Source organism: Staphylococcus ureilyticus (genome assembly GCF_002902235.1).
Classification (GTDB): domain Bacteria; phylum Bacillota; class Bacilli; order Staphylococcales; family Staphylococcaceae; genus Staphylococcus; species Staphylococcus ureilyticus.
Genome location: NZ_PPRL01000058.1, coordinates 1 through 24,124, shown reverse-complemented (window position 1 = coordinate 24,124; position 24,124 = coordinate 1). Strand labels below are relative to the sequence as shown.

The 24,124-nt window shown below is 32.2% G+C and carries 24 protein-coding genes; 6 read left to right on the top strand and 18 right to left on the bottom strand.

What is annotated here, in order from left to right; translation table 11 throughout:
* Window positions 1-75: 75 nt before the first annotated feature.
* The gene (locus CD150_RS06390) at window positions 76-891 is read right to left on the bottom strand and encodes an inositol monophosphatase family protein (protein ID WP_046207861.1); all 816 of its coding nucleotides are present in this window, start codon (window positions 889-891) and stop codon (window positions 76-78) included.
* Between the two features lie 246 nt (window positions 892-1,137).
* Between CD150_RS06390 and CD150_RS06385 the strand changes: the two genes are divergently transcribed.
* Window positions 1,138-1,749, top strand: a complete 612-nt coding sequence (locus CD150_RS06385; protein WP_046207862.1) for a YktB family protein — start codon at window positions 1,138-1,140, stop codon at window positions 1,747-1,749.
* 402 nt (window positions 1,750-2,151) lie between these two features.
* Here the strand turns inward: CD150_RS06385 and CD150_RS06380 are convergent, their stop codons facing one another.
* Complete coding sequence (locus CD150_RS06380) at window positions 2,152-2,658, bottom strand: DUF4064 domain-containing protein (RefSeq protein ID WP_073342471.1); 507 nt, start codon at window positions 2,656-2,658, stop codon at window positions 2,152-2,154.
* 238 nt (window positions 2,659-2,896) lie between these two features.
* On the opposite strand from CD150_RS06380, the gene CD150_RS06375 reads away from it, so the two are divergent.
* A complete protein-coding gene (locus tag CD150_RS06375) occupies window positions 2,897-4,222 on the top strand; it encodes an Nramp family divalent metal transporter (protein ID WP_064209130.1) in 1,326 nt (441 codons plus the stop codon).
* Between the two features lie 228 nt (window positions 4,223-4,450).
* On the opposite strand, the gene auxB is transcribed toward CD150_RS06375, so the two are convergent.
* From auxB to CD150_RS06315, 12 genes are all read right to left on the bottom strand, one after another.
* A complete protein-coding gene (gene auxB / locus CD150_RS06370) occupies window positions 4,451-5,632 on the bottom strand; it encodes a lipoteichoic acid stability factor AuxB (protein ID WP_103161437.1) in 1,182 nt (393 codons plus the stop codon).
* A 74-nt stretch (window positions 5,633-5,706) separates the two neighbouring features.
* Complete coding sequence (locus CD150_RS06365) at window positions 5,707-6,780, bottom strand: ABC transporter substrate-binding protein (RefSeq protein WP_064209099.1); 1,074 nt, start codon at window positions 6,778-6,780, stop codon at window positions 5,707-5,709.
* Window positions 6,777-7,589: an ABC transporter permease gene (locus tag CD150_RS06360; RefSeq protein ID WP_103161436.1), complete on the bottom strand. Its 813-nt coding sequence runs from the start codon at window positions 7,587-7,589 to the stop codon at window positions 6,777-6,779. Before CD150_RS06360 ends, CD150_RS06365 begins: the two co-directional genes overlap by 4 nt.
* Before the next feature lie 5 nt (window positions 7,590-7,594).
* On the bottom strand, window positions 7,595-8,398 hold the full coding sequence (locus CD150_RS06355) for an ABC transporter permease (protein WP_046207867.1): 804 nt from the start codon (window positions 8,396-8,398) through the stop codon (window positions 7,595-7,597).
* On the bottom strand, window positions 8,391-9,485 hold the full coding sequence (locus CD150_RS06350; protein ID WP_064209101.1) for an ABC transporter ATP-binding protein: 1,095 nt from the start codon (window positions 9,483-9,485) through the stop codon (window positions 8,391-8,393). Before CD150_RS06350 ends, CD150_RS06355 begins: the two co-directional genes overlap by 8 nt.
* A gap of 11 nt (window positions 9,486-9,496) precedes the next feature.
* Complete coding sequence (locus tag CD150_RS06345) at window positions 9,497-10,036, bottom strand: helix-turn-helix domain-containing protein (RefSeq protein WP_064209102.1); 540 nt, start codon at window positions 10,034-10,036, stop codon at window positions 9,497-9,499.
* A 169-nt stretch (window positions 10,037-10,205) separates the two neighbouring features.
* Window positions 10,206-10,478, bottom strand: a complete 273-nt coding sequence (locus tag CD150_RS06340; RefSeq protein WP_046207870.1) for a UPF0223 family protein — start codon at window positions 10,476-10,478, stop codon at window positions 10,206-10,208.
* Between the two features lie 233 nt (window positions 10,479-10,711).
* Entirely contained in the window at window positions 10,712-12,118 is a 1,407-nt protein-coding gene (gene lpdA / locus CD150_RS06335) for a dihydrolipoyl dehydrogenase (protein ID WP_046207871.1), read from the bottom strand.
* 3 nt (window positions 12,119-12,121) lie between these two features.
* A complete protein-coding gene (locus CD150_RS06330) occupies window positions 12,122-13,420 on the bottom strand; it encodes a dihydrolipoamide acetyltransferase family protein (protein ID WP_064209103.1) in 1,299 nt (432 codons plus the stop codon).
* A 145-nt stretch (window positions 13,421-13,565) separates the two neighbouring features.
* Complete coding sequence (locus CD150_RS06325) at window positions 13,566-14,543, bottom strand: alpha-ketoacid dehydrogenase subunit beta (RefSeq protein ID WP_046207873.1); 978 nt, start codon at window positions 14,541-14,543, stop codon at window positions 13,566-13,568.
* Window positions 14,544-14,546: 3 nt separating this feature from the next.
* The gene (pdhA, locus tag CD150_RS06320; protein WP_046207874.1) at window positions 14,547-15,659 is read right to left on the bottom strand and encodes a pyruvate dehydrogenase (acetyl-transferring) E1 component subunit alpha; all 1,113 of its coding nucleotides are present in this window, start codon (window positions 15,657-15,659) and stop codon (window positions 14,547-14,549) included.
* 265 nt (window positions 15,660-15,924) lie between these two features.
* Window positions 15,925-16,551 (bottom strand): YkyA family protein, encoded by a 627-nt coding sequence (locus CD150_RS06315; protein ID WP_073342491.1) that lies wholly within the window; start codon window positions 16,549-16,551, stop codon window positions 15,925-15,927.
* Window positions 16,552-16,673: 122 nt separating this feature from the next.
* Between CD150_RS06315 and def the strand changes: the two genes are divergently transcribed.
* Complete coding sequence (gene def, locus CD150_RS06310) at window positions 16,674-17,225, top strand: peptide deformylase (protein WP_073342495.1); 552 nt, start codon at window positions 16,674-16,676, stop codon at window positions 17,223-17,225.
* 52 nt (window positions 17,226-17,277) lie between these two features.
* Here the strand turns inward: def and CD150_RS06305 are convergent, their stop codons facing one another.
* Window positions 17,278-17,550: a hypothetical protein gene (locus CD150_RS06305; RefSeq protein ID WP_064209104.1), complete on the bottom strand. Its 273-nt coding sequence runs from the start codon at window positions 17,548-17,550 to the stop codon at window positions 17,278-17,280.
* 494 nt (window positions 17,551-18,044) lie between these two features.
* Between CD150_RS06305 and CD150_RS06300 the strand changes: the two genes are divergently transcribed.
* Together CD150_RS06300 and rnjA are read left to right on the top strand one after the other, a co-directional pair.
* A complete protein-coding gene (locus CD150_RS06300) occupies window positions 18,045-18,260 on the top strand; it encodes a DNA-dependent RNA polymerase subunit epsilon (protein ID WP_046207878.1) in 216 nt (71 codons plus the stop codon).
* Window positions 18,260-20,131 carry a ribonuclease J1 gene (rnjA, locus tag CD150_RS06295; protein ID WP_073342499.1) on the top strand — a complete coding sequence of 624 codons (1,872 nt, stop codon included), beginning with the start codon at window positions 18,260-18,262 and terminating at the stop codon, window positions 20,129-20,131. The genes CD150_RS06300 and rnjA overlap by 1 nt, the downstream gene beginning before the upstream one ends.
* Before the next feature lie 223 nt (window positions 20,132-20,354).
* On the opposite strand, the gene CD150_RS06290 is transcribed toward rnjA, so the two are convergent.
* The 3 genes from CD150_RS06290 to CD150_RS06280 all read right to left on the bottom strand — a co-directional run bounded on the left by CD150_RS06290 (window position 20,355) and on the right by CD150_RS06280 (window position 23,472).
* Entirely contained in the window at window positions 20,355-21,014 is a 660-nt protein-coding gene (locus tag CD150_RS06290; protein WP_019467854.1) for a potassium channel family protein, read from the bottom strand.
* 89 nt (window positions 21,015-21,103) lie between these two features.
* A complete protein-coding gene (locus CD150_RS06285) occupies window positions 21,104-22,120 on the bottom strand; it encodes a cytochrome d ubiquinol oxidase subunit II (RefSeq protein WP_046207932.1) in 1,017 nt (338 codons plus the stop codon).
* Window positions 22,120-23,472 (bottom strand): cytochrome ubiquinol oxidase subunit I, encoded by a 1,353-nt coding sequence (locus CD150_RS06280; RefSeq protein ID WP_064209106.1) that lies wholly within the window; start codon window positions 23,470-23,472, stop codon window positions 22,120-22,122. Before CD150_RS06280 ends, CD150_RS06285 begins: the two co-directional genes overlap by 1 nt.
* A gap of 200 nt (window positions 23,473-23,672) precedes the next feature.
* Here CD150_RS06280 and CD150_RS06275 point away from each other — a divergent pair, with 200 nt between their 5' ends.
* Entirely contained in the window at window positions 23,673-23,912 is a 240-nt protein-coding gene (locus CD150_RS06275; RefSeq protein WP_070038015.1) for a glutaredoxin family protein, read from the top strand.
* Window positions 23,913-24,124: the final 212 nt, after the last annotated feature.

The window sequence follows — 24,124 nt, the reverse complement described above, 5'->3', positions numbered from 1 at the left end:
TCATTGACTTTCTGTATCACATCACTTACTTTAAAAGTTAAAATTTGATTAGTTATATGATTCAAAACAATCATCTTAATGTTTTAATCGTTTTTGTAATGCTTCTATCATTTCATTATTTTTTTGAAAATGAAATTCTAATAGTTCTGCATGTAATTGAGGATTTGCCATTACTATGGAACTCGGTTCATATATAGACAAAGCATTTCCCATTAAATCTGTGCCTATGCCACCTACTTCTTGCAAAATGATTAAACCACCAGCAAAATCCCAAGGTTGTAATCTAGGTGTAATGTAGCCTCCTAATTTACCCGTAGCTACATGAATAATTTCTAAGGCAGCCGAGCCATAAGCCCTCGCACTTCTAGCTTCATCCACAATTGGTTTGAACACTTCACCTAACTTTGGCTTTGTAAGCCAATTTGGATTAATACCAATTATACTTGTTTTTAAAGGACTCGATTGAATAGTAGATAACGAATTCCCATTTTCAAATGCACCATCTCCAACTTTTGCATGGTAAAGTTTATCATTTATGACATCGTATACAAATCCTGCATATGGTTTGCCATCATTAAATATGCCTATAGAAATTGCAAAATTTTCTTTTTGATGTACAAAATTCAACGTCCCATCGATTGGGTCAACAACCCATACAATACCTGATTCATCTTTAAGGTCATGTCCATGTCCCTCTTCACCAATTACTAAATGTTCTGGATAAGTCTGCTTAATATTGTCAAAAATATACTTTTCAGTCGCTTTATCAACATTCGTCACTAAATCATTGGGATTTGACTTAGTTTCTATTTCTATACCTTGTTTCATGATTTTTTTTACATTGATGCCCGCTTCTAAAATAAGGCCTTTTGCAAACTCATAAACAGTCATTGTATCCCTCTCCTTTTTCACGACTCACTTTTCATTAATATTTAATAAGATAAAGTTCTATATATTTAAAATAGTCAATTGTATGTAATATCATATTAGTTAATAATACTATGTTTTTACCCTGATTCATAGGTTTATACACGTTTCTGTGCAATGTAATATCGTTCAAAGAAAAATGCAATGGCAATGTTTATAGCGTAATATTGTGCTAAAATAAAAATAATAATTACATACTAGGAGGTTAAAATGGCTAAATATACATTTAAAGCAAACGATTTTAAAGCATTTACTGTTGATGGTTTAGATAACAGAATGGAAGCTTTGAATAAACATGTTCGACCACAATTACATGAATTAGGAGAATATTTTTCCCAATATTTAGAGGCAACAACAGGAGAAGTATTTTATCCTCACGTTGCTAAACATGCAAGACGAAGTGTAAATCCGCCTAAGGATACATGGGTTGCATTTGCAACTAACAATCGCGGTTATAAAATGTTGCCTCATTTTCAAATAGGTCTTTTTGAAAACCAATTATTTGTCATGTATGGTGTTATGCACGAAGCAAAAGATAAAGCGCAGCGTGTGAAGGTTTTTGAAGAACAATTTCAAACCCTTAAAAACTTACCATCCGATTATAGTTTAAGCTTGGACCACATGTCTCAAGAAAAAACTTACATCGCAAACATGTCAGACGATGATATACAGAGTGCAATTGATCGTGTTAAAAAAGTGAAAAAAGGTGAATTATTTGTTGCACGCACACTTGCCCCAAATGCGAATGAATTAAAAACAGATAAAGCTTTCTTAAACTTTTTAGAAGAGACTTTCGCACAGTTATTAAAATTTTATAAATAATGTTTAACTCCGATTCTATAAAGCAACCAAGGTATAAATAGCTTAGACCTTATAAAAAGAGTGGGACAGAAATTTATTTTTATTAAAAAAATTCGTCGTCCCACTCCAGTTATGTTGATTAGAATTAAAAAAGAATAATATGAAAGAGTTTAGGTCATCGTTGAGTCGACCTAGACTCTTTTTTTATGTTAATAAATGTACTTTAACGTATTTCGTTAACTAACTTTAAATTAACGGACGAAGCAAAAAAATATATTTATTTAATTTCTATGTCTGTATTCTTATTAAATCCAAAAATTATACTCATAACTAAACTGCTAACATAGACAATACTTTGTTAGCAGTTAGCGTATATTTTCAATTTTTTATAAATCTTTTAATGGTACGAATCGTTCACATAATTTAATAAATATATGGATCCTCATCTTTTTTCTTTTTTAATTCTTGCTCTGGATTCATGTCACTTTTTTGTCGTGGATAATTATTCTTGCCATTTTCACTATTGCCATTTGACTTCATTTGATATTGTGATTGAATTTTGTCTTTTTTTACTAACAGCATAATACCAGCAATTATCCAAAGTATTAATGCGATAAAATTACCAGTAAAAATACTAATTAAAGCCGCTGCAATTAAAAGACACCCAGCTAAAATTCTGTTTCCTTTAATTGTAAAAACACCACAGAATCCTAGAATCGTCGCGAATAATAAAAATCCACCTTGCATTAATATCGACGCTTTAAGTGCATCTGCTGATATAGACATACCTTGCTGTTCATATATTTGATTTAATGCTTCCTTGGATTCGGGAAAATTCAATAAAATTAACCCCAAAATCATGAGTATTAAAAATAATAAACTAAGACCGTTTGCAATCCAAGCAAGGATTTTTTCTGCTTTCCGATTCATCATTTTTTCCTCCTATTCTTTCATTATCACTATCATAGCAAATTTAACAATATTACAAAATTACAAAGTATTATTTTCTATATTTCAAAATATTAATTTACTAATAAAAAATTAAAAGCAGTAAAATTTTAACCTCATAATTTTTCTTTGTTAGGTTGACCTAATAATTTTTTTGGAGTAATCTATAAAAAGTTAGTTAGAAGTATAGGAGGTATCACTATTGACTAATAATATAAAAATGCATAATAAAAGTTTAGAAGAAATCAACAATACGGTTTCTATTAATACCAATGGTAAATTTAGTCAAAAGTTATTATCTTATTTAGGTCCAGGATTATTAGTAGCAGTTGGTTACATGGATCCAGGTAACTGGATTACTTCAATGCAAGGTGGTGCACAATTTGGATACATTTTGCTATTCGTCATTTTACTCTCTAGCTTATCAGCAATGTTACTACAAAGTATGACGGTAAGATTAGGAATAGCTACAGGTATGGATTTAGCACAAGCTACAAAATATTACTTAAATAAACCATTATCTTTTGTGTTTTGGATTATTGCTGAATTAGCAATTATTGCAACCGATATCGCAGAAGTAATCGGAAGTGCGATAGCATTAGATTTATTGTTTGGCATTCCATTACTTGTTGGTGCGCTTATCACCGTATTAGATGTATTTTTATTACTCTTTATTATGCGATTTGGTTTCCGAAAGATAGAAGCAATCGTAGGTACGTTAATTTTCACTGTACTTGTGATCTTTATATTTGAAGTGTTTATCGCTTCACCACATGTCAATGAGGTTTTAAGTGGTTTCGTACCAAGCAAAGAAATCATAACGAATAATAGCGCGTTGTTTATTGCACTTGGGATTATTGGTGCTACTATTATGCCACACAACTTATACCTACACTCTTCTATTGTGCAGTCAAGAATGTATGATAGAAATAGTCTAAAATCAAAAGCACATGCAATCAAATATGCTACAATGGATTCTAATATTCAACTTTCGATTGCATTTATTATTAATTGCTTATTACTTGTTTTAGGTGCAGCCTTATTTTATGGTGTTAATACTGATCAATTAGGTGGTTTCTACGATCTATATCATGCTTTACAAAACCAGCCTATATTAGGAGCTTCTATGGGGGCAATTATGAGTACCTTATTTGCAATTGCTTTATTAGCTTCAGGCCAAAATTCTACAATTACTGGAACGATGGCTGGACAAATTGTAATGGAAGGTTTTTTACACCTCAAAATTCCAAATTGGTTACGTAGACTGGTTACACGTCTACTTGCAATTTTACCAATTATATTCTGTATCATTATTTTTAAAAGTGATGAAGCTAAAATTGAACAATTACTAGTATTTTCACAAGTATTTTTAAGTTTAGCTTTACCATTCTCATTAATACCTTTACAATTGGCGACAAACAATCGTTATTTAATGGGACAATTTAAAAACAGAACTTGGGTTAATACGATATCGTGGTTATTAATCATTATTTTAAGCTTATTAAATGTATATTTAATATTAGAAACATTTAAAGAACTTATGTAAACATATTACTTAAATATATACAGACTAATAAAACAGCAATTTCTTTATTGAAGTTGCTGTTTTGTTTATTTTTAAATCTAATACCTTTGTTTAATGACGATTTCTGTATGTTTACATTATTATAGTGATTTTGTGAACGGTCAAAATTGTCAAATATTCATATAAAAAAAAGAGCAAATCCATTTTGGATTTGCTCTTTTTTGAGCATAGCATAATAAAATACATACTTTATTTTTCTTTATCTGTATCTGCTGCTTCGCTTTGCATATTCTTACTTGATTGGTTTTGTTCTTCATCACTCTCTAATGACTCTGCAGATTGACTTGTGATTTTCTTTCGTTCTTCAAAATTCATTCTTCGTTGATTAACTGCACTGGGTTGTTGCTTACGTCTTTCTTTTTCACGCTGTTTACGTGCTTTCTTTTCTTGCTTGATCCGAGCTTTTTCTTCTGCTTTTTCTTGTTTCAATCTGGCAGCTTCCTCAGCCTTTTCTTGCTTGATTCGCTGTTGTTTTTCATATGCTTCTTGTTGAAGTTGTTGTTCTTTTTCAAATGCTTCTTGTCTACGTCTAGCTTCTTCTTCAGAGGCTTGGCTATCAAAGTTTTGATCTGCTTGGTCGTTTTGAAGATTTTCATCATTATCATTTGACTGCTGTTTTGATTTATAATTGTATTTTGCTTGTCGAGATAGTACTTGAGGTTCTTCCTCTTTTGAATTGATATCCGAATTTACTTTATTAGCAACTTCGGAACTATACCCACCTCTTCTTAATTGTTGTTCTTGATTTGATGGTTGTTCTACGTCAGAAGTATCTTGTTGTGCTTTGTATTGTGGGTTTGGTTCTGGTCTTGGTTCTGTCCTTGGTTCAGGGTTTGGTTCTGCTTTTCTTTCTTGTCCATAGTCATTATAACCACCTTGATAACCACCAGAATAATATGCTGGTATCATTTCTACTTTATCTTTGCGTGCAAACATCATAATTGCCACTATTAAAAATAGAATCGGTATAATGAGTGGTACAAATAACAGAACTAAAGGTAAAGTTACGATTGTAGCTATTAAAAATAAAAAACCAGATAATATTCTAATATTCATTGATATTAAAGCTAAAAATGATATTAATAAACAAACAATAAAATATACGATAACTGCCCATATACCATTTTGTAACCAAATAACGAATTGAATCGTATTTAATCCATTATTCGCCAGTATTTGCTGAATAAAATCATTACCATTTAACGACGTTTCTAAATTTTGAATAGAACTTTCACTACTAAAAGAAACTAGTGCAATAAACATTGTGATGATTGTTAATAATAGTAAGAATATCCAGCTCAACCAACCCAATACCTTTTCTGCTAGTCGACTCACTGGACGCCTAACTTGAGTATATTGTTCTCCTGACATTTCTATACAACTCCTTATACTACTTATCAAACTATTATATCGAATAAACGATAAAATAACTACTATACTACGCTTTAATTTAACGACATTTTAAAATTTAAAAAGCGTTCATTATATTCACTTAATGTATCCTTACCTAAATCTTTATAGACTTCTAATCTTGCTTGTGTACGTTTTGAAGGATAAAATCGTTCATCGTCTTTGATATTTTTTGGTAATTGTGCTCTTGCAGTCTTATTAGGTGTTGCATAAGCTACCCATTCCGTATTTTGTTTACTATTCTGTGCATCTAACATAAAGTTGATAAACTTGTGTGCACCTGCTTTATTTTGAGCAGTCTTGGGAATAACCATGTTATCAAACCACAAGTTTGACCCTTCTTTGGGTACCACGTAATCAAAGTCGCTATTATTTTGCACAATTGGCGCTGCTATACCGCTCCACACAACCGCGATATTTGCTTCATGTTGTTCAAGCATCATAGTTATTTCATCACCAACGACACCTTTAATATTAGGACTTATTTGTTTCAAATCATGTTCAACTTCTGCTAAGTGTTGTGTTTTTTTATCATTTAAACTGTAGCCTAATTTGTTTAAACCTAAACCTATAACTTCTCTTGCACCATCCACTAATAAAATATCATTTTCATATTTTGGGTTATATAAACTTTCCCACGAATTAAAGTTATCTTTTGGATACACATTTTTATTATATAAAATACCAACTGTACCAAAAAAGTATGGTACTGAATAACGATTATCTCTATCAAATGACATGTTCATATAATCTTTATCTAAATTTTTTATATTTGGTATTTTCTCATGATTTAAAGGCAATAACAAACCTTCTTTTTTCATTTTTTCTATCGTATATTCACTTGGAAAAGCAACATCATAATTTGTTCCACCATTGCGTATTTTGGCTTCCATAGCCTCATTAGAATCAAACGTCTCGTACACAACTTCAATACCAGTTTCCTTTTGGAATTTTTTTACTAAACTTGGATCAATATATTCTCCCCAATTATACACATATATTTTTTCACCTGAAGCAGAGTGCTCTTTTTCAGTGAGTTTTTGACTTATCCATAGACATAGTAATCCAACAAAAATTGAGAGCAAGATTAATTGTAAAAATCGTTTCATTGTTGAGTCACCTGCTTCAATGCTTTATTTCGTTTGATAATTTTTTGTATCAAATAATATCCAAGAATACCTATGATTATTGTTATAAAAAGTATAGTCGATATTGCATTAATTTCCATACTTATACCTTTTCTAGCCATAGCATAAACTTCTACTGATAATACACTAAATCCGTTTCCCGTAACGAAAAAACTAACTGTAAAATCATCTAATGAATAAGTTAATGCCATAAAAAAACCGCCAAGAATTGCTGGGAATAAATGTGGTAACATCACTTTGTTTAACATTTGTAGCTCAGTGGCACCTAAATCTCTAGCAGCATCTAACGTATGTGCATTCATTTCATATAATTTAGGCAACACAATTATCACTACAATTGGAATGCAAAATGCAATATGTGAAATGAGCACAGTGATAAAACCAAGACCTAACCCTGTAAAATGGCCGATTGCCGTAAACATAATCAAAAATGATGCACCAATAACAACATCGGAAGAAACCATTAGCACATTATTTAAAGTTAGTAATGAAATTTTTAATTTCTTATTCCTTAAATGATATAAAGCAATGGCTCCCATTGTTCCGATGACCGTTGCAATTGCAGCAGCTAATAATGCCACTGCAATCGTATTAAAAATAACCGATAACAATCTGTCATTGTTAAATAAAGATAGATAGTGCGCTAATGTAAAATGCTCAAAATGAATCATATTACCTGCTGAATTAAATGAATAAAACATTAAAAACAGTATAGGGATGTACAATACTGCAATTAATATACCGATATATAGTTTGCCATACCATTTCATATGATTCACCCTTTTCCATTTGTAGATTTATTATTTGTGATGATTAAGACAAATGCCATAAAGAGAATGAGAAATAATGCAATTGTAGAACCCATTCCATAATTTTGAATTACAAGAAATTGTTCCTCTATCGCCGTTCCAATATTAATCACTTTATTTCCAGCAATTAACCTTGTAATCATAAACAAAGAAAGTGCAGGAATAAATGTAACTTGCACTCCAGTTAATACGCCTCGTTTAGTTAAAGGCATGATTACTTTCTTAAAAGTGGCTAAACGACTAGCACCTAAATCACTTGAAGCTTGTAATAAATTATTTGGTATGTCTTTCATATTATTAAAAATTGGTAAAATCATAAATGGAATATAAATATAACTTGCTACAATTATAAACGCTGGTCCTGTAAATAACAGTTCCGTTCTAGGTAAGTGTAAACTATATAATATTCGGTTGATAATACCATCATGACTGAACAATCCGATAAATGCATAGGTCTTTAGAAGTAAATTAATCCAAGTAGGTATAATTAATATCAATAACCATACATTCTGATGTTTTGATGTACGAATAAAATACGCCGCTGGATAACTAATAAGTAATGTAGTCAGCGTAATAAGTACAGCGTACAATACAGAGTCCCATAACATCAAAAAATATTTGGTTGTCATCATTTGTTTATAATTTTCTAAACTAAAATCACCATGGATATCAATCATAGAAAAATAAATTAACAAAATAACTGGCACAACAATAAATAAAATCATCCACAAAATATATGGTATAAATAAAAATCCATTTATTTTACGCATTATCATTTACCTCATAACTATTAATACGTTTATCAAATTCTGCTTCAGTTTCACCCGGTACCATAATATGAATCGCTTCTGGTTCAAAATATAAACCTACTTTACTGCCTACTTCAGTTTTCTTTGTTGAATGCACCATCCACTCATAACCTTTTCTATCTACACAATTGATTTCGTAGTGCACACCTCTAAATAACATGGATTCAACAGTCACTTCAAATAACCCGTCCCCAGGAGATACTAATGCAATGTCTTCTGGTCTGATAACGACTTCAACTTGTTGTTGACTAGGAATTCCCATATCAACACACTTAAATGATTGATCGTAAATATTAACGACATAATCTTTGACCATCGTACCTTGCAAAATATTAGATTCCCCAATAAAATCAGCAACAAATCGATTTACTGGTTCATCATAAATATCAATCGGCGTACCAAATTGTTGTATTTTTCCATCTTTCATTACAAATATATAGTCACTTAGTGCCAATGCTTCTTCTTGATCATGTGTTACAAATATAAATGTAATGCCTAATCTAGATTGAATTTCTCTTAATTCATATTGCATTTCAGTTCTTAGTTTTAAATCTAGTGCTGATAATGATTCATCTAGAAGTAAAATCTCAGGTTCATTTACAATAGCACGCGCAATCGCAATTCTTTGCTTTTGTCCGCCACTCATGCCTTCTATCATTCTGTTTTCAAAGCCAGTTAATTTCACTAATTTTAAAGCTTCTTGTACCTTAGTTTTAATGACTTCCTTGTTTAATTTTTTTATTTTTAATCCAAATGCGATGTTATCAAATACAGTCAAATGCGGAAAGAGTGCATAATCTTGAAAAACTGTATTTACTTTTCTCTTATTAGCAGGAACTTGATTAATTGATTTTCCTTGATAAATGATTTGGCCATGATCAACTTGTTCAAAGCCTGCAATCAATTTGAGAATTGTAGTTTTGCCACAACCAGATGGACCTAATAGTGTATAAAAATGTCCAGATTCAATATTTAAATCTATGTTATCTAATATTTGAGTTCCATCGTAAGCTTTGCTTACCGATTCAAATGTCAATAAAGGGTTCATGTATTGTCCTCCTATAAATATGATGCTGTTGCAACAACCATCACTTTCACATCTTGTGACGTAAGGTTCTTTAACCTATGTATTTGGTTTGCTTTAAAATATAACGCGTCCCCTTCTTCAGCGTGATAATAATCACTCCCTAATAAAAGCGAAACCTCACCTTGTAAACAATATATGAATGTGTCGGAATCTGAAGGATCAAAACTTTTATAAGATGCATTAGGTCTTAAAGTAAGTATTAAAGGTTCCATTTCGAAATTATTTGATTGTGTGATTGGCCAATTCAATAAATATCCTCTATCAGATTCATCATAGTGAATTTGCTCATTTTTCTTATATAACACCTTAGTATTTGCTGAATCATTAAAAAATTCACGAGGGGTCGTACCTAACACTTCTAAAATATTAAAAAAAGTTTCCATACTTGGTGAAGCGTGTTCACTTTCTATTTGCGAGACATATCCTTTAGATAAATCTGTACGTTCTGCTAACTCACTTTGAGTAAGTTGTTTAATATTTCTTAGATTTTTTAATTTTTTCCCTATCTTCATTTTGTCACCTTATTTTATAACTTCTACTTTTACACATTTAAAGCTTAATTGTTAATCACAACGTTAGCATGCTCTACACAAAAAACCATATTTTGTTTACTTTTATCAAACATTATGTTTAGTGCTTAATAAAAGTATCAAAATATGGCTAATATGACAATAGTTAAATTTATTCTGAGCTAAAATATTTTTGGTTAGAAGCCTCTTTGACTGATTTTACAGCTTTGTAGCTATTATAGCCACTTTGCTTCTCAAATTCTTTAAATATTTGCTTTTCTTGAGCTTTACCTGGAACTACTTTTTTAAATTGACTGTAGCGTTCTAACAAAAGCTTGCCCTCAACTTTTGATTCGTAGTATTGCTCAATGGCATTAAAAAAAGCTACCACTTGCATCATTTCTTCATTTGTCCATTCAAGATCAATAGGATATGAATATTCCATATCATTACACTCCCTTTTGTTAACAAGTAGTTATCAAAATTTTAAAAAAATAAAAAAAGAGCGGGACAGAAACCAATATATTAAATTGATTTCTTATTCCCGCCCTTTATATTTGTTATATCCTTTAAATGTTTGAACATTGACTTGAAAGTGCGAGAACAGTGTTCCTGTTCATACTTCCTAATCACTTAAGTTAAAACGTTTAAAGCATAACAATTTGTGCTTATAAATTATTACATTGTATGAATTGGTAAACCTAAAGCTTTTTCAGCAGCTTCCATAGACATTTCACCTAAAGTTGGGTGAGCATGTACAGTTAATGCTAAATCTTCAGCATTCATACCAGATTCAATTGCTAAACCTAATTCAGAGATAATATCAGAAGCACCAGTACCAACTACTTGCGCACCAACAAGTGTATTATCTTCTTTAAGTGTTAACAATTTAACAAATCCAGTTGTGTCATCTAATGATAAGGCACGACCGTTAGCTGCATAAGGGAATTTAGAAGCTGTAACTTCTAATCCTTCTTCTTTTGCTTGGGCTTCAGTGTAACCTACTTGCGCTAATTCTGGTTCAGTGAAACATACAGCAGGCATACCAATGTAATCCACTTCTGATGCTTCTCCAGAAATAACCTCAGCAGCTACTTTCGCTTCATAGCTCGCTTTATGAGCTAATGGTAGCCCAGGAACGATATCACCAATTGCGAAAATGTTGTCGATAGAAGTACGGCTTTGTTTGTCTACTTCTAATAATCCACGATCTGCGAATTTAAGACCTAATTCTTCTAAGCCTAATTCATCAGTGTTTGGACGACGACCTACAGTAACTAATACATAATCAGCATCAATCGTTTGTTCTTCACCTTTAACTTCGTAAGTTACTTTAACACCATTGTCTGTTTCTTCAGCAGATTTAGCCATTGCTTCAGTAACAATTTCAACGCCTTTTTCTTTCATACCTTTTTTAACAGGTTGTGTCATTTGTTTTTCGAAGCCACCTAAGATATCTTTAGCACCTTCTAAAATAGTAACTTCTGAACCAAAGTTAGCAAAAGCAGTACCTAGTTCTGAACCGATATAACCGCCACCAACTACTACTAATTTACCAGGAACTTCTTGTAAATTTAAAGCACCAGTTGAATCAATAACGCGATTGCCAAATTCGAAATTAGGAATTTCAATTGGTCTTGAACCAGTTGCAATAATTGCATGTTTAAAGTTATAAGTTTGAGCGCTCTTCTCATCCATAACACGTAAACTGTTGTTATCTACGAAATAAGCTTCACCTTTAACAATCTCTACTTTATTACCTTTTAATAATCCTTCAACGCCACCTGTTAATTTCTTAACGACTGACTGTTTGAATTCTTGAACTTTGTCAAATTTAAGTGAAACACTTTCAGCAATAACACCTAAATTTTCAGAGTTTTTAGTTTCATCATAACGGTGAGATGCGTGTAATAATGCTTTTGATGGAATACATCCAACGTTAAGACATACACCGCCTAATTCGCCTTTTTCAACGATTGTTACTTTTTGACCTAATTGTGCTGCACGAATTGCTGCAACATATCCTCCAGGTCCTGCTCCGATTACAATAGTATCTGTTTCAATTGGGAAATCTCCAACTACCATGTTTTACCCCTCCATTAATAATAATTCTGGATTATTTAATAAACGCTTGATATGGTTCATTGCATTTTGTCCAGTAGCACCATCGATTTGTCTATGGTCAAAGCTTAATGATAATGATAATACTGGCGCAGCTACAATTTCACCATCTTTAACGATAGGTTTTTGGGCAATACGACCAATACCTAAGATAGCTACTTCTGGATGATTTATCACTGGTGTAAACCATTGTCCACCTGCTGATCCAATATTACTAATAGTACAAGTAGCACCTTTCATTTCATCTGAAGTTAATTTACCATCGCGTGCTTTTACAGCTAATTCATTAATTTCATCTGAAATTTGGAACATAGATTTACGATCAGCATGTTTTACAACAGGGACTAATAAACCTCTGTCTGTATCTGCTGCGATACCAATATTCCAATAATGTTTGTGTACAATTTCGCCAGCTTCTTCATTAAATTCTGTGTTAAGCGCTGGATATTTTTTAAGCGCAGAAACGAGTGCTTTCACAACGTAAGGTAAGAATGTTAATTTAGTACCTTGCTCAGCTGCTACTTCTTTGAATTTTTTACGGTGATCCCATAATTCTTGAACATCGATTTCATCCATTAAAGTAACGTGAGGTGCAGTGTGTTTAGAATTCACCATTGCTTTTGCAATTGCTTTACGCATAGCAGGAATTTTTTCTGTTGTTTCTGGGAATTCTCCTTCACTAGAAACTGGCGCTGATTGTGCTGCGCTCGCAGAAGTTTCTTCTGCAGTTTCAGGTGCGCTCTCAGTTGAAGCTGCACTTGCATCTCCATTTAAGTATGCATCAATGTCTTCTTTCGTTGTACGTCCATTTTTACCTGAAGCTACAACAGCTTTAATATTCACACCATTTTCACGTGCATATTTACGTACTGAAGGCATTGCTTTAACACGTTTGTTTTCATCTACATCTGCATCAGCTGATGATTGTGTCGCAGCTGCTTCAGAACTTTCTTCTTTAGCAGGTTCTGCTTCTGTTTCTTCTGCAGATTCACTGCTATCGCTACCTTTAAATTCCATATCTTCTGCATCAGGTGCGTCAATTTTAACAATTGTATCGCCGACAACAGCTACTGTACCCTCATCTACAAGTACTTCCTCTACTGTACCTGACACAGGTGATGGGATTTCTACTACAGATTTGTCATTCTGTACTTCAGCTAAAACATCATCTTCTTCGATATTATCTCCAGCTTTAACAAACCATTTTACAATTTCACCTTCGTGGATACCTTCACCAATATCGGGTAATTTAAATTCAAATGCCACGTTATTATCCTCCTAAAAATTCATATTTAGTCAAAAATTAGAAAATGAGAACGGAACTTATGATTCGCAATCTCATGCTGTTTTATTATTAATAATTGAAGCTGGGATAACATTTCAAAAGCTATCCCAAACTTATTAATATTTATTAAAATTCTAATGTTGCTTTTGCTTTTTCAATGATATCGTTTTTGTTTGGTAACCAAACATTTTCTGCTTGAGTAAACGGATAAACGGTATCAGCAGCAGCTACACGAGCAATTGGTGCTTCTAATGATAGGATTGCACGTTCAGCTAATTCAGAAGCAACTGTTGCTCCAACACCAGCTTGGCGTTGTGCTTCTTGAACTACAACTGCACGTCCAGTTTTTTCTACTGAAGCAACTAACGTTTCTAAGTCGATTGGTTGTACCGTACGTAAATCAATCACTTCCACTGAATGACCATCTTTTTCTAACTCTTCAGCAGCTTTTAATGATTCTTGTACCATGGCACCGTAAGCAATTAAAGTAATGTCATTACCTTCTTGTTTGACACTTGCTTTACCAATTTCAATTGTATACTCTTCTTCTGGAACTTCTTCACGGAAAGAACGATACAATTTCATGTGCTCTAAATATACAACTGGGTCATTACTTCTAATTGCAGAAATTAATAATCCTTTTGCGTCATAAGGGCTTGATGGAATAACTACATTCAATCCTGGTGATTGCGCTAAGATACCTTCTAAATTATCTGCGTGTAGTTCTGGAGTATGGACACCACCACCAAATGGAGCACGAATTGTTACTGGTGCTTGTTTTGAGTTACCAGAACGGAAACGTGTACGTGCAATTTGACCTGCAACAGAGTCAAATACTTCAAATACGAATCCTAAGAATTGGATTTCCATTACTGGACGGTAGCCTTGTGTAGTTAAACCTAAAGCTAAGCCACCAATTCCAGATTCAGCTAGAGGTGTATCAAATACACGGTCTTCACCGAATTCTTTTTGTAATCCTTCAGTTACACGGAATACACCACCGTTAACACCGACGTCTTCACCGAAAAGTAAGACATTTTCATCATTTTGTAATTCGGTTTTAAGCGCATTGTTAATCGCTTGAACCATTGTCATTTGTGCCATCGGTTACTTCGACTCCTTCTCTTTGTAGATTTCATATTGTTCTGCTAAATGTTGAGGCATTTCTTCATACATATTTTCCATTAAGTCTGTAACTGTTTGTTTTTCTGTATTATCAGCTTCTTTAATAGCAGTTTTAATTTCAGCTTTCGCACGATCGATTACTTCGTTTTCTTTCTCTTCAGTCCATAGACCTTTATTTTCTAGATGTTTTCTAAAACGAACTAACGGATCTTTTTTCTCCCATTCAGAATCTTCGTCTGAAGTTCTGTATTTCGTTGGATCGTCACCAGCCATTGTATGTGGACCATAACGATAAGTAATTGTTTCAATAAGTGTTGGACCCTCACCGTTCACAGCACGATCACGCGCTTCTTTAGTTGCTTGATATACTGCAAGTGCATCCATTCCATCTACTTGTATGCCAGGAATACCTACTGAAATCGCTTTTTGAGCTAATGTTTCAGCAGCTGTTTGTTTACTACGTGGCGTAGAAATCGCATAGTTATTATTTTGAATCACAAAAATTGCTGGCGCTTTGTAAGCTGAAGCGAAGTTAATACCTTCATAGAAATCACCTTGTGAAGAACCACCATCACCAGTATATGTGATTGCTACAGCTTGTTTCCCACGTTTTTTAAGTCCAAGTGCAACACCAGCAGTTTGTACATATTGTGCACCGATAATAATTTGTGGGCTTAGCGCGTTAACACCCTCAGGCATTCTATTTCCTTTGAAGTGGCCTCTAGAGAATAAAAACGCTTCAGTTAATGGCAAACCTTGCCAAATTAATTGTGGTACGTCACGATAACCAGGAAGAATGAAGTCTTCTTGTTCTAATGCGTATTGAGAAGCTAATTGTGAAGCTTCTTGTCCAGCAGTAGGCGCATAGAATCCTAATCTCCCTTGTCTATTTAAAGAAATAGAACGTTGATCAAGAATACGTGTCCAAACCATTCTTTCCATTAATTCTACTAATTGCTCGTCTGATAAATCAGGTACTAGATCTTCATTAACGATATTACCGTCTTCATCCAAAATTTGGATCATTTCAAATTGAGATTCAGTATCTTTCAATACTTTCTCTGCATCGAATTGGGCTTTTAATTTCGGAGCCATTCAATTCACCATACCTTTCCCGTATAATAGAAATTCATTTTATCCTTTAACATTGTATCACAAAACTGTTTCACTGTTAAACAAATATGAAAAGTTCTGTAATACAGTAAATAGGTACAGTTTTAAAACTGTATCACTAATTTCAAACTTGCTGTACTATATTTTTCTCAAGTTTCAAAGCGTCAATGTCCAAAAGAATGTAAGCGCCCTCATTTATAATGCTATAGTTATTTACATTAAATTTCAAATTAATAGCATTTTTATGTTAATTTAAATTATCAACATCTTGTTTTTCTTTATTTACTTTTTCCATTGCGTCTTTGTATTTATTAAACGATTTGTCCATAGTTTTATATGATTTGGATACAGCTTCTGTTTTTTTATTCATTTCTTCTTGATTAGCTTGATCACGTGAGCCATATTCAAATAAATCTTTTTCTTTATCCATAATATTTTTATATGAATTTGCATAGTTATCATGTGCCTTATATTTATCTTTCAAAGCATCATTTAACTCTTTCACTTCTTTTTTCTTATCTTTGTCACTAATATTATCTAAATGTTTTTGAGCTTTTTTAAACGCTTCTTCTGAATTATCTAAAGCATTTTCTTCTTTTTTAAATTCTTTTTTTCTTTTCTCAACATTATCTACTATTTTTTCAGAAGTTTGTTTTGCTTCTTGTTGGTCTTTACCATTGATTTTTTTAACAAGTTTTTGTTTTTCTTGCTCTAGTTCGTTAAGTTTTTTGCCTACTGAAGAAACAGGCTTTTCTTCATCAAATGCTTGTTGTATCTTTTCATTATAATCTTTTATTTCACCTTTATCCGTTGTACATCCAGCTATAAGTACTGTGGAAGCTAGTATGGCAGCAATACCATATTTAAATTTCATTTTGAAAAATCCTCCTTTTTCGTGTGCTATATTATATAATAAATTTTAATAAATCAAATGAATTACTGTATTTTATTTGGTAATCTTTGGTATATTTTATATTAAGGAAGGTGTATGAACAAATGTTAACAATGAAAGATATAATTCGAGATGGACATCCTACGCTACGCGAAAAAGCTAAAGATGTCGAGGTTCCATTATCAAATGAAGATAGAGAAACATTAAAAGCTATGAGAACATTTTTAATAAATAGTCAAGATGAAGAAACTGCTAATAAATATGGTCTCCGTTCTGGTGTCGGACTTGCAGCGCCACAGATTAATATTTCTAAAAAAATGATTGCGGTTTATTTACCGGATGATGGCGAAGGTAAAAGTTATGACTTGATGTTAGTGAATCCTAAAATTATGAGTCATAGTATTCAAGAAGCTTATCTACCTACTGGTGAAGGGTGCTTAAGCGTAGACGAAAATATACCAGGCCTAGTACACCGTAAATATAGAATTACTGTTAAAGCAAAAGATATAGATGGTAACGATGTCAAATTACGTTTAAAGGGTTATCCAGCCGTTGTAGTTCAACATGAAATAGATCATATTAATGGCATCATGTTTTATGATCACATAGATTCAGAACATCCATTGCAACCTCATGAAGACGCAGTAGAAGTATAAAAAAGAACTGTTAGTAAACGTGCCAATCGCGTACGCTTACTAACAGTTCTTTTTACATAAAGTCGTCTCTTCTTTCATGGTATATAATATTGAGCTCTTGTAACTCTTTTTTCAAAGCATTTAATTCTTGAATATCAATAAATACAGGGTCATGATTGTGTTTCACATAATTTTGATCTTCATTTACAGTGTCAATGATTTCATTATAATTGAAAAACATGATAACTTGTTCCGCACGTATTTCAAATGTAATATCTTGAAAGACCTTGTCAGTTCGTTGTTTCTCACTTTTAATATCTTCAACAATACGCTTCACTTTATCCATAGCAATCATCCTCATCTCGTCTTTATTACTTTCTACTATTACTTTCTATTTTAAATTATTAATTATTATATTTCCTTTTAATCATAATTAATTTTTATTATTGACTCAAGCTATATGATGATTCATTTAATATTTGAATATATGTAGCCTAAATTTACTTAGTTAAATACCTTTTATAAAGTGAATCACTTTTTTCTACATATTAAGCTTCAGCAGAAAATAAAACTGCTTTATTTATTCTACTACATCATGTAAAATGAGAAATAACTGAAAACATACGAATATGTTCTATTTGTATTTTTCTATACGAACGAATTTAAAATGACCCTAGAAACATACTGGGCAACTGCTCGTATGTTCTCTTTATATAAAACGTAGTTTCAATTCACTTTTAGTGAAATTTATTTTATTTAAAATTGAGAAACTCACAAAATATTATACATTTCAGGGTTTTTATAAATAATCTAACCAAAACTTAGGAGGAAATAGATATAATGGCAGTATTTAAAGTATTTTTTCAACATAACAAAGATGAAGTAGTCGTAAGAGAACACACACAAACAATTTATGTTGAAGCTCAATCAGAAGAACAAGTAAGAAGATATTTGAAAGACCGTAATTACAATATCGAGTTTATTACTAAACTTGAGGGCGCACATTTAGAATATGAAAAACAATCAGATCATTTTAATGTGGAGCAAGCTGAGTAATGAAACAAATTCATAAAAATGAAGTTGCGGTATATGCCCTTGGTGGCTTAGGTGAAATCGGAAAAAACACTTATGCCGTAGAATATCAGGATGAAATCGTAATTATAGATGCAGGTATCAAATTCCCTGATGATAATTTATTAGGAATTGATTACGTGATTCCTGACATTACTTATTTAGAACAGAATCAAGACAAAATAGTTGGTCTGTTCATAACACACGGCCACGAAGACCATATAGGTGGTGTGCCCTACCTATTAAAACAAATAAACGTGCCTATATATGGTGGACCATTAGCTTTAGGTTTAATCAGAAATAAATTAGAAGAACATCACTTGTTAAGAACAACAGAACTTGTTGAAATCGAAGAAAGTTCTGTTATTAAATCTAAACATTTCGAAGTTTCATTCTATTTAACAACACATAGTATCCCAGAATCATATGGTGTTATCGTTAATACACCAGAAGGCAATATTGTTCATACTGGAGATTTCAAATTTGACTTTACGCCAGTTGGTGAACCAGCAAATATTGCGAAGATGGCAAAACTTGGAGAAGAAGGTGTCCTTTGTTTACTTTCAGACTCTACCAATTCATTAGTTCCTGACTTTACATTGAGTGAGCGTGAAGTTGGCCAAAATGTTGAAAAGATATTCCGTAATTGTAGCGGTAGAATCATCTTTGCTACTTTTGCATCTAATATCTATCGTGTTCAACAAGCTGTTGAAGCTGCAATTAAACACAATCGTAAAATTGTAACTTTTGGTCGTTCAATGGAAAACAATATTAAAATTGGTATGGAACTCGGTTATATTAAGGCACCACCTGAAACTTTTATAGAACCAAATAAAATTAATAGTGTGCCTAAACATGAATTACTAATTTTATGTACTGGGTCACAAGGTGAACCAATGGCGGCTCTATCAAGAATTGCTAATGGTACACACAAACAAATTAAAATTATTCCAGAAGACACTGTAGTATTTAGTTCTTCACCTATTCCAGGTAATACTAAAAGTATTAACCGCACTATAAATGCATTATACCGAGCAGGTGCTGAAGTCATACACAATAAGGTATCAAATATTCACACATCTGGTCACGGATCTAAAGGCGATCAACAATTAATGTTACGCTTGTTACGTCCAAAATTCTTCCTCCCAATTCATGGTGAATATCGCATGTTAAAAGCACATGGCCAATCAGGAATTGAATGTGGTGTGGAACCAGACAACGTGTTTATCTTTGACATCGGTGATGTTTTAGCTTTAACACATAATTCAGCTAGAAAAGCTGGAAGAATACCATCTGGTAATGTTTTAGTGGATGGTAGCGGTATTGGAGATATCGGAAACGTAGTTATCCGAGATAGAAAACTATTGTCAGAAGAAGGCCTAGTCATCGTCGTTGTTAGTATAGACTTTAAAACGAATAAACTACTATCTGGTCCTGACATCATTTCTCGTGGTTTTGTTTATATGCGTGAATCTGGTCAATTAATTTATGATGCCCAAAGAAAAATCAAAACAGATGTTATTTCTAAACTGAATCAAAATCCAGAAATACAATGGCATCAAATTAAATCATCAATCATTGAAACACTACAGCCGTATTTATTTGAAAAAACAGCACGTAAGCCAATGATTTTACCAGTGATCATGAAGGTAAATGAAGATAATACATCTTCTCAAAATAAAAGAACACAAAATAAACCAAATCACAAAAAAGACAATTCAAAAAAGCACAATAGTAAATCTCAAAACAAAAATACAAAAGATACTAACAACAAAGATAATAAAAACATCGCTCAGAAAGCAAAACAAAAACAAAAAAATGATGGTAACCAAACGGACCAATCAACAAAATCATAATCAAACTCAATGCCTCATCCATTTGTAATGGATGAGGCATTTTTACATTAAACACTTGCTATTTTGACTGAGTACATTAATTAAAAGTTAAGTTTGAACCTTGTATAACTTATCTATTCACAAATATCAAAATCCCTTAAAGAATACACTTTACACAAAAAAGAAGAGTGTGGGACATCACTGTTTTGTCCCACCTCTTCTACTTTAATTCATATATTAATATTTATCTTACTACCTTTTTTTCAAATCGGTTTAAGTCATTATCATGACCAATCATAATTAAAATATCCCCAATTTCAATATTTATGTTTGGGTCTGGAGATACGATAATATCTCTACCTCTTTTAATGGCAATAATACTTATACCATATTGCGCTCTAATATCTAATTCTATAATGGTTTGTCCTGCCATTTTTTCACTAACTTTAATTTCTACTATTGAATGTTCATCTGCTAGTTCTAAATAATCTAAAACACTAGCACTAGCTACATTATGTGCAATTCTCCTACCCATATCTCTTTCAGGATGAACAACAGTATCTGCACCAATTTTATTTAAAATTTTTGCATGATAATCATTTTGAGCTTTTGCCGTTACTTTCTTAACACCTAACTCTTTTAAAATTAAAGTCGTTAACGTACTCGATTGAATATTTTCACCAATAGCAACAATTACGTGATCAAAATTTCTAATGCCTAAACTTTTCATCACAGCTTCATCAGTTGTGTCAGCAATTACCGCATGTGTGGCAATATCACTATATTCATTCACACGCGCTTCATCCATATCAATCGCCATAACATCCATATCTAAAGCATTTAATTCTCTAACAATGCTACCGCCAAAACGACCTAAACCTATAACCACATATTCTTTATCCATATGCGTCCTCCAAAAATAAGATAATTGAAATATATCAAATATCCGTAGCTTAAACAATAAACATCGCTACTATATTTAAGTATATTCGTCTATTTTTTACCTTCAACATATTTTTTATCAAAAACAAATAATCTCAATAATAATATTAGCGATGGAATTAGTAAAAGTAAACCTAAAATAAATGCGATGATTAAAGCAATAGCCATCCCACTATTCACAACATGTTCATCTATACGAATATATGGATATAAAATGTATGGTAACTTACTTACACCATAACCGAAGAACGCAAAAGCCATTTGTAAAATAACTAAGACAAATGCAAAACCATGCCATTTTTTCATCAATGTGAGTAACATTGTACCAGCAAAACATAAAAAGCTGAGTGCAAACATCCACCAATAATCAAATACCGCTGTATAGAAATGCGTTTCATTTTGCAATCTTAACGATAAGAATACAAATAATGAAATAGCGATCATTGGTGGTCCCCAAAATAAGAACCAGTATCTTAATAAATCATAAGCTGGTTTATCATTCGCTTTAGAAGCATAATAAGTTAAAAATCCAGATGAAATATAAAGTACAGATATGATTGCAAGAAATACAACTGACCATGAATATGGACTTAACAATAATTCAAACCAATTTAAATCTAAATGGTTGCTTGAACCGGTAATATAACCACCCTCAGAAATCGTTAATGTAGTGGCTAATGCAGCTGGTATGAATAATCCTGCTAAACCATAAAGTGCAAGCCATGGTAGTTTTGTGTCTGGTCCATAGTTTTCAAAAGCATAAAAGCCACCTCTTATGGACAACAATATCAACGCAATTGATGCTGGTAAAAGCAACACTGTACCAAAATACATCGCGGAATCTGGGAAAAACCCAACCATTCCTACGAAGAAGAATACGAAGAAAACATTCGTTACTTCCCAAACCGGATTAAGGTAACGTGCAATCAAATGGTTTATTTTTTTATCTTGTTTTGTCAATTTAGCATGTAACGTAAAGAAACCAGCACCAAAATCAATTGATGCAACAATAATATAACAAAATAAGAATATCCATAGTACTGTGATACCTATATATGCGAATATCATCATGCATCACCTCTTTCCGATGAAGTTACTTCAAATTCTTTATATGCTGGTTTATTTTTAAACATCCTTATTAGTACATAAGAAGAAGTAACAATCAATATTAAATATAATATACCAAATAATATTGTTACGAACGTTAAACCACCTGCTTGAGTGGCAGCTTCAGCCACTTTTAGATAACCACGCACAATCCAAGGTTGACGACCTTGTTCCGTTAAGAACCAACCAAATTCTATTGCCAACATCGCTGCAGGTCCAGTTAATAAAGCGCCATATAGCATTGGTTTGGAATAAGTGAATTTCCGTAATTTTTTAAAGCATAATGTTAGTACAAAAGCAGCTGAAACAATTAAACAGAACACGCCCATCGACACCATTAAGTCGAAATAATAATGGACAATCATCGGTGGATGTAGTTCTTTTGGAAATTCATCCAAGCCTTTCACCTTAGTATTAACATTATTATCAGCCAAGAAGCTAAGTAGACTCGGAATTTTAATTGCACCAGTTACTTCTTGTGTTTCTTCATTTAAAGAACCAAAAAGCACTAAATCAGCATTGGATTCCGTATCAAAATGCCATTCATACGCAGCTAATTTTTCTGGTTGTTCTTGATGTAAAAATTTTGCAGATAAATCTCCTGCCAACATAGAACCTAACGTAAAGACAACGCCAAGTATCATTGTTAATTTTAAAGCTTTTTTATGATATTCTGCATCTTTTTTAAACTTATTTTTCACTAATTTGAATGCAGCAATGGCAGCTAGTACAAAAGCCATCGTCATAAAAGCAGTCGTTACAACGTGAAAAGATCTTATTAAAAATGAGTCGTTAAACATTGCTACCCAAGGTTCAACATTTATCATTTTACCATTTTTAATTTCAAAACCAGCCGGTGTATTCATAAATGAATTAACCGCTGTAATAAAGAAGGCAGAGAAAGAACCTCCAATAATCACTGGTATACTAATTAAAAAATGCGTCCATTTACCCTTAAATCTATCCCATGTATATAAGTATATACTTAAGAAAATCGCTTCAAAGAAAAATGCAAATGTTTCCATAAATAATGGTAATGCAATCACATGACCACCCATTTGCATAAATGTTGGCCATAGTAATGACAGTTGTAAACCTATAATCGTACCTGTTACAACCCCCACTGCCACAGTAATCGTATAACCTTTAGACCATCTTTTGGCTAACGTTATATAATGGGGATCATTCTTTTTAATCCCTAAAAACTCAGCAACTGCAAACATCAATGGTACACCTACACCTATTGTTGCAAATATGATATGCACTGCAAGTGTCATTGCAGTTAGAAAACGAGCTAATTCAACTGAATCCATAATATCACCTTTTTAATTTATTTGTGACAAAAATCACAACGTCCATTCATTATAAACCCAATGGCTATGTTTTAAAATTAGTTAAACTCAGAATTAAGTGACAAATTAATGACCAATTACATGTAATTTTATAACTTGAATTATAATTAAAAGTCACTTACTATTAAAGAAAATGACTTTGTAGAAAGGATTGATGCTGAATGACTGATATCATCATTTACACACAAAATGATTGTCCTCCTTGCACCTTTATAAAAAACTATTTAACTGATAAAGGTTTTAAATATATAGAAAAAAACATTGCTAATCAGCAATATCGAAATGAAATGATTGATTATGATGCATTTGCAACACCCTTTATATTATTGAATGGTGAACCAATGTACCAAGTTGATATGGATAAAATTAACCACGTTTTAAATATTGAAACAACACATTAAATTTCACAACTCTATAAAATAATCTAAATCAACTAGGCTAATAAGGCAATTCATCACTTTAGTTGTTTTAACTAACCATAACCTAATTTCAGCTATATTAAACAAAATGAGTAAGTGGATAAATGCTCCTTATCCACTATTATATGTATATCTACTTAGTATTAAAATAAATCGAAATATAATAACTAAAAAACTGGTAATCCATTATATAA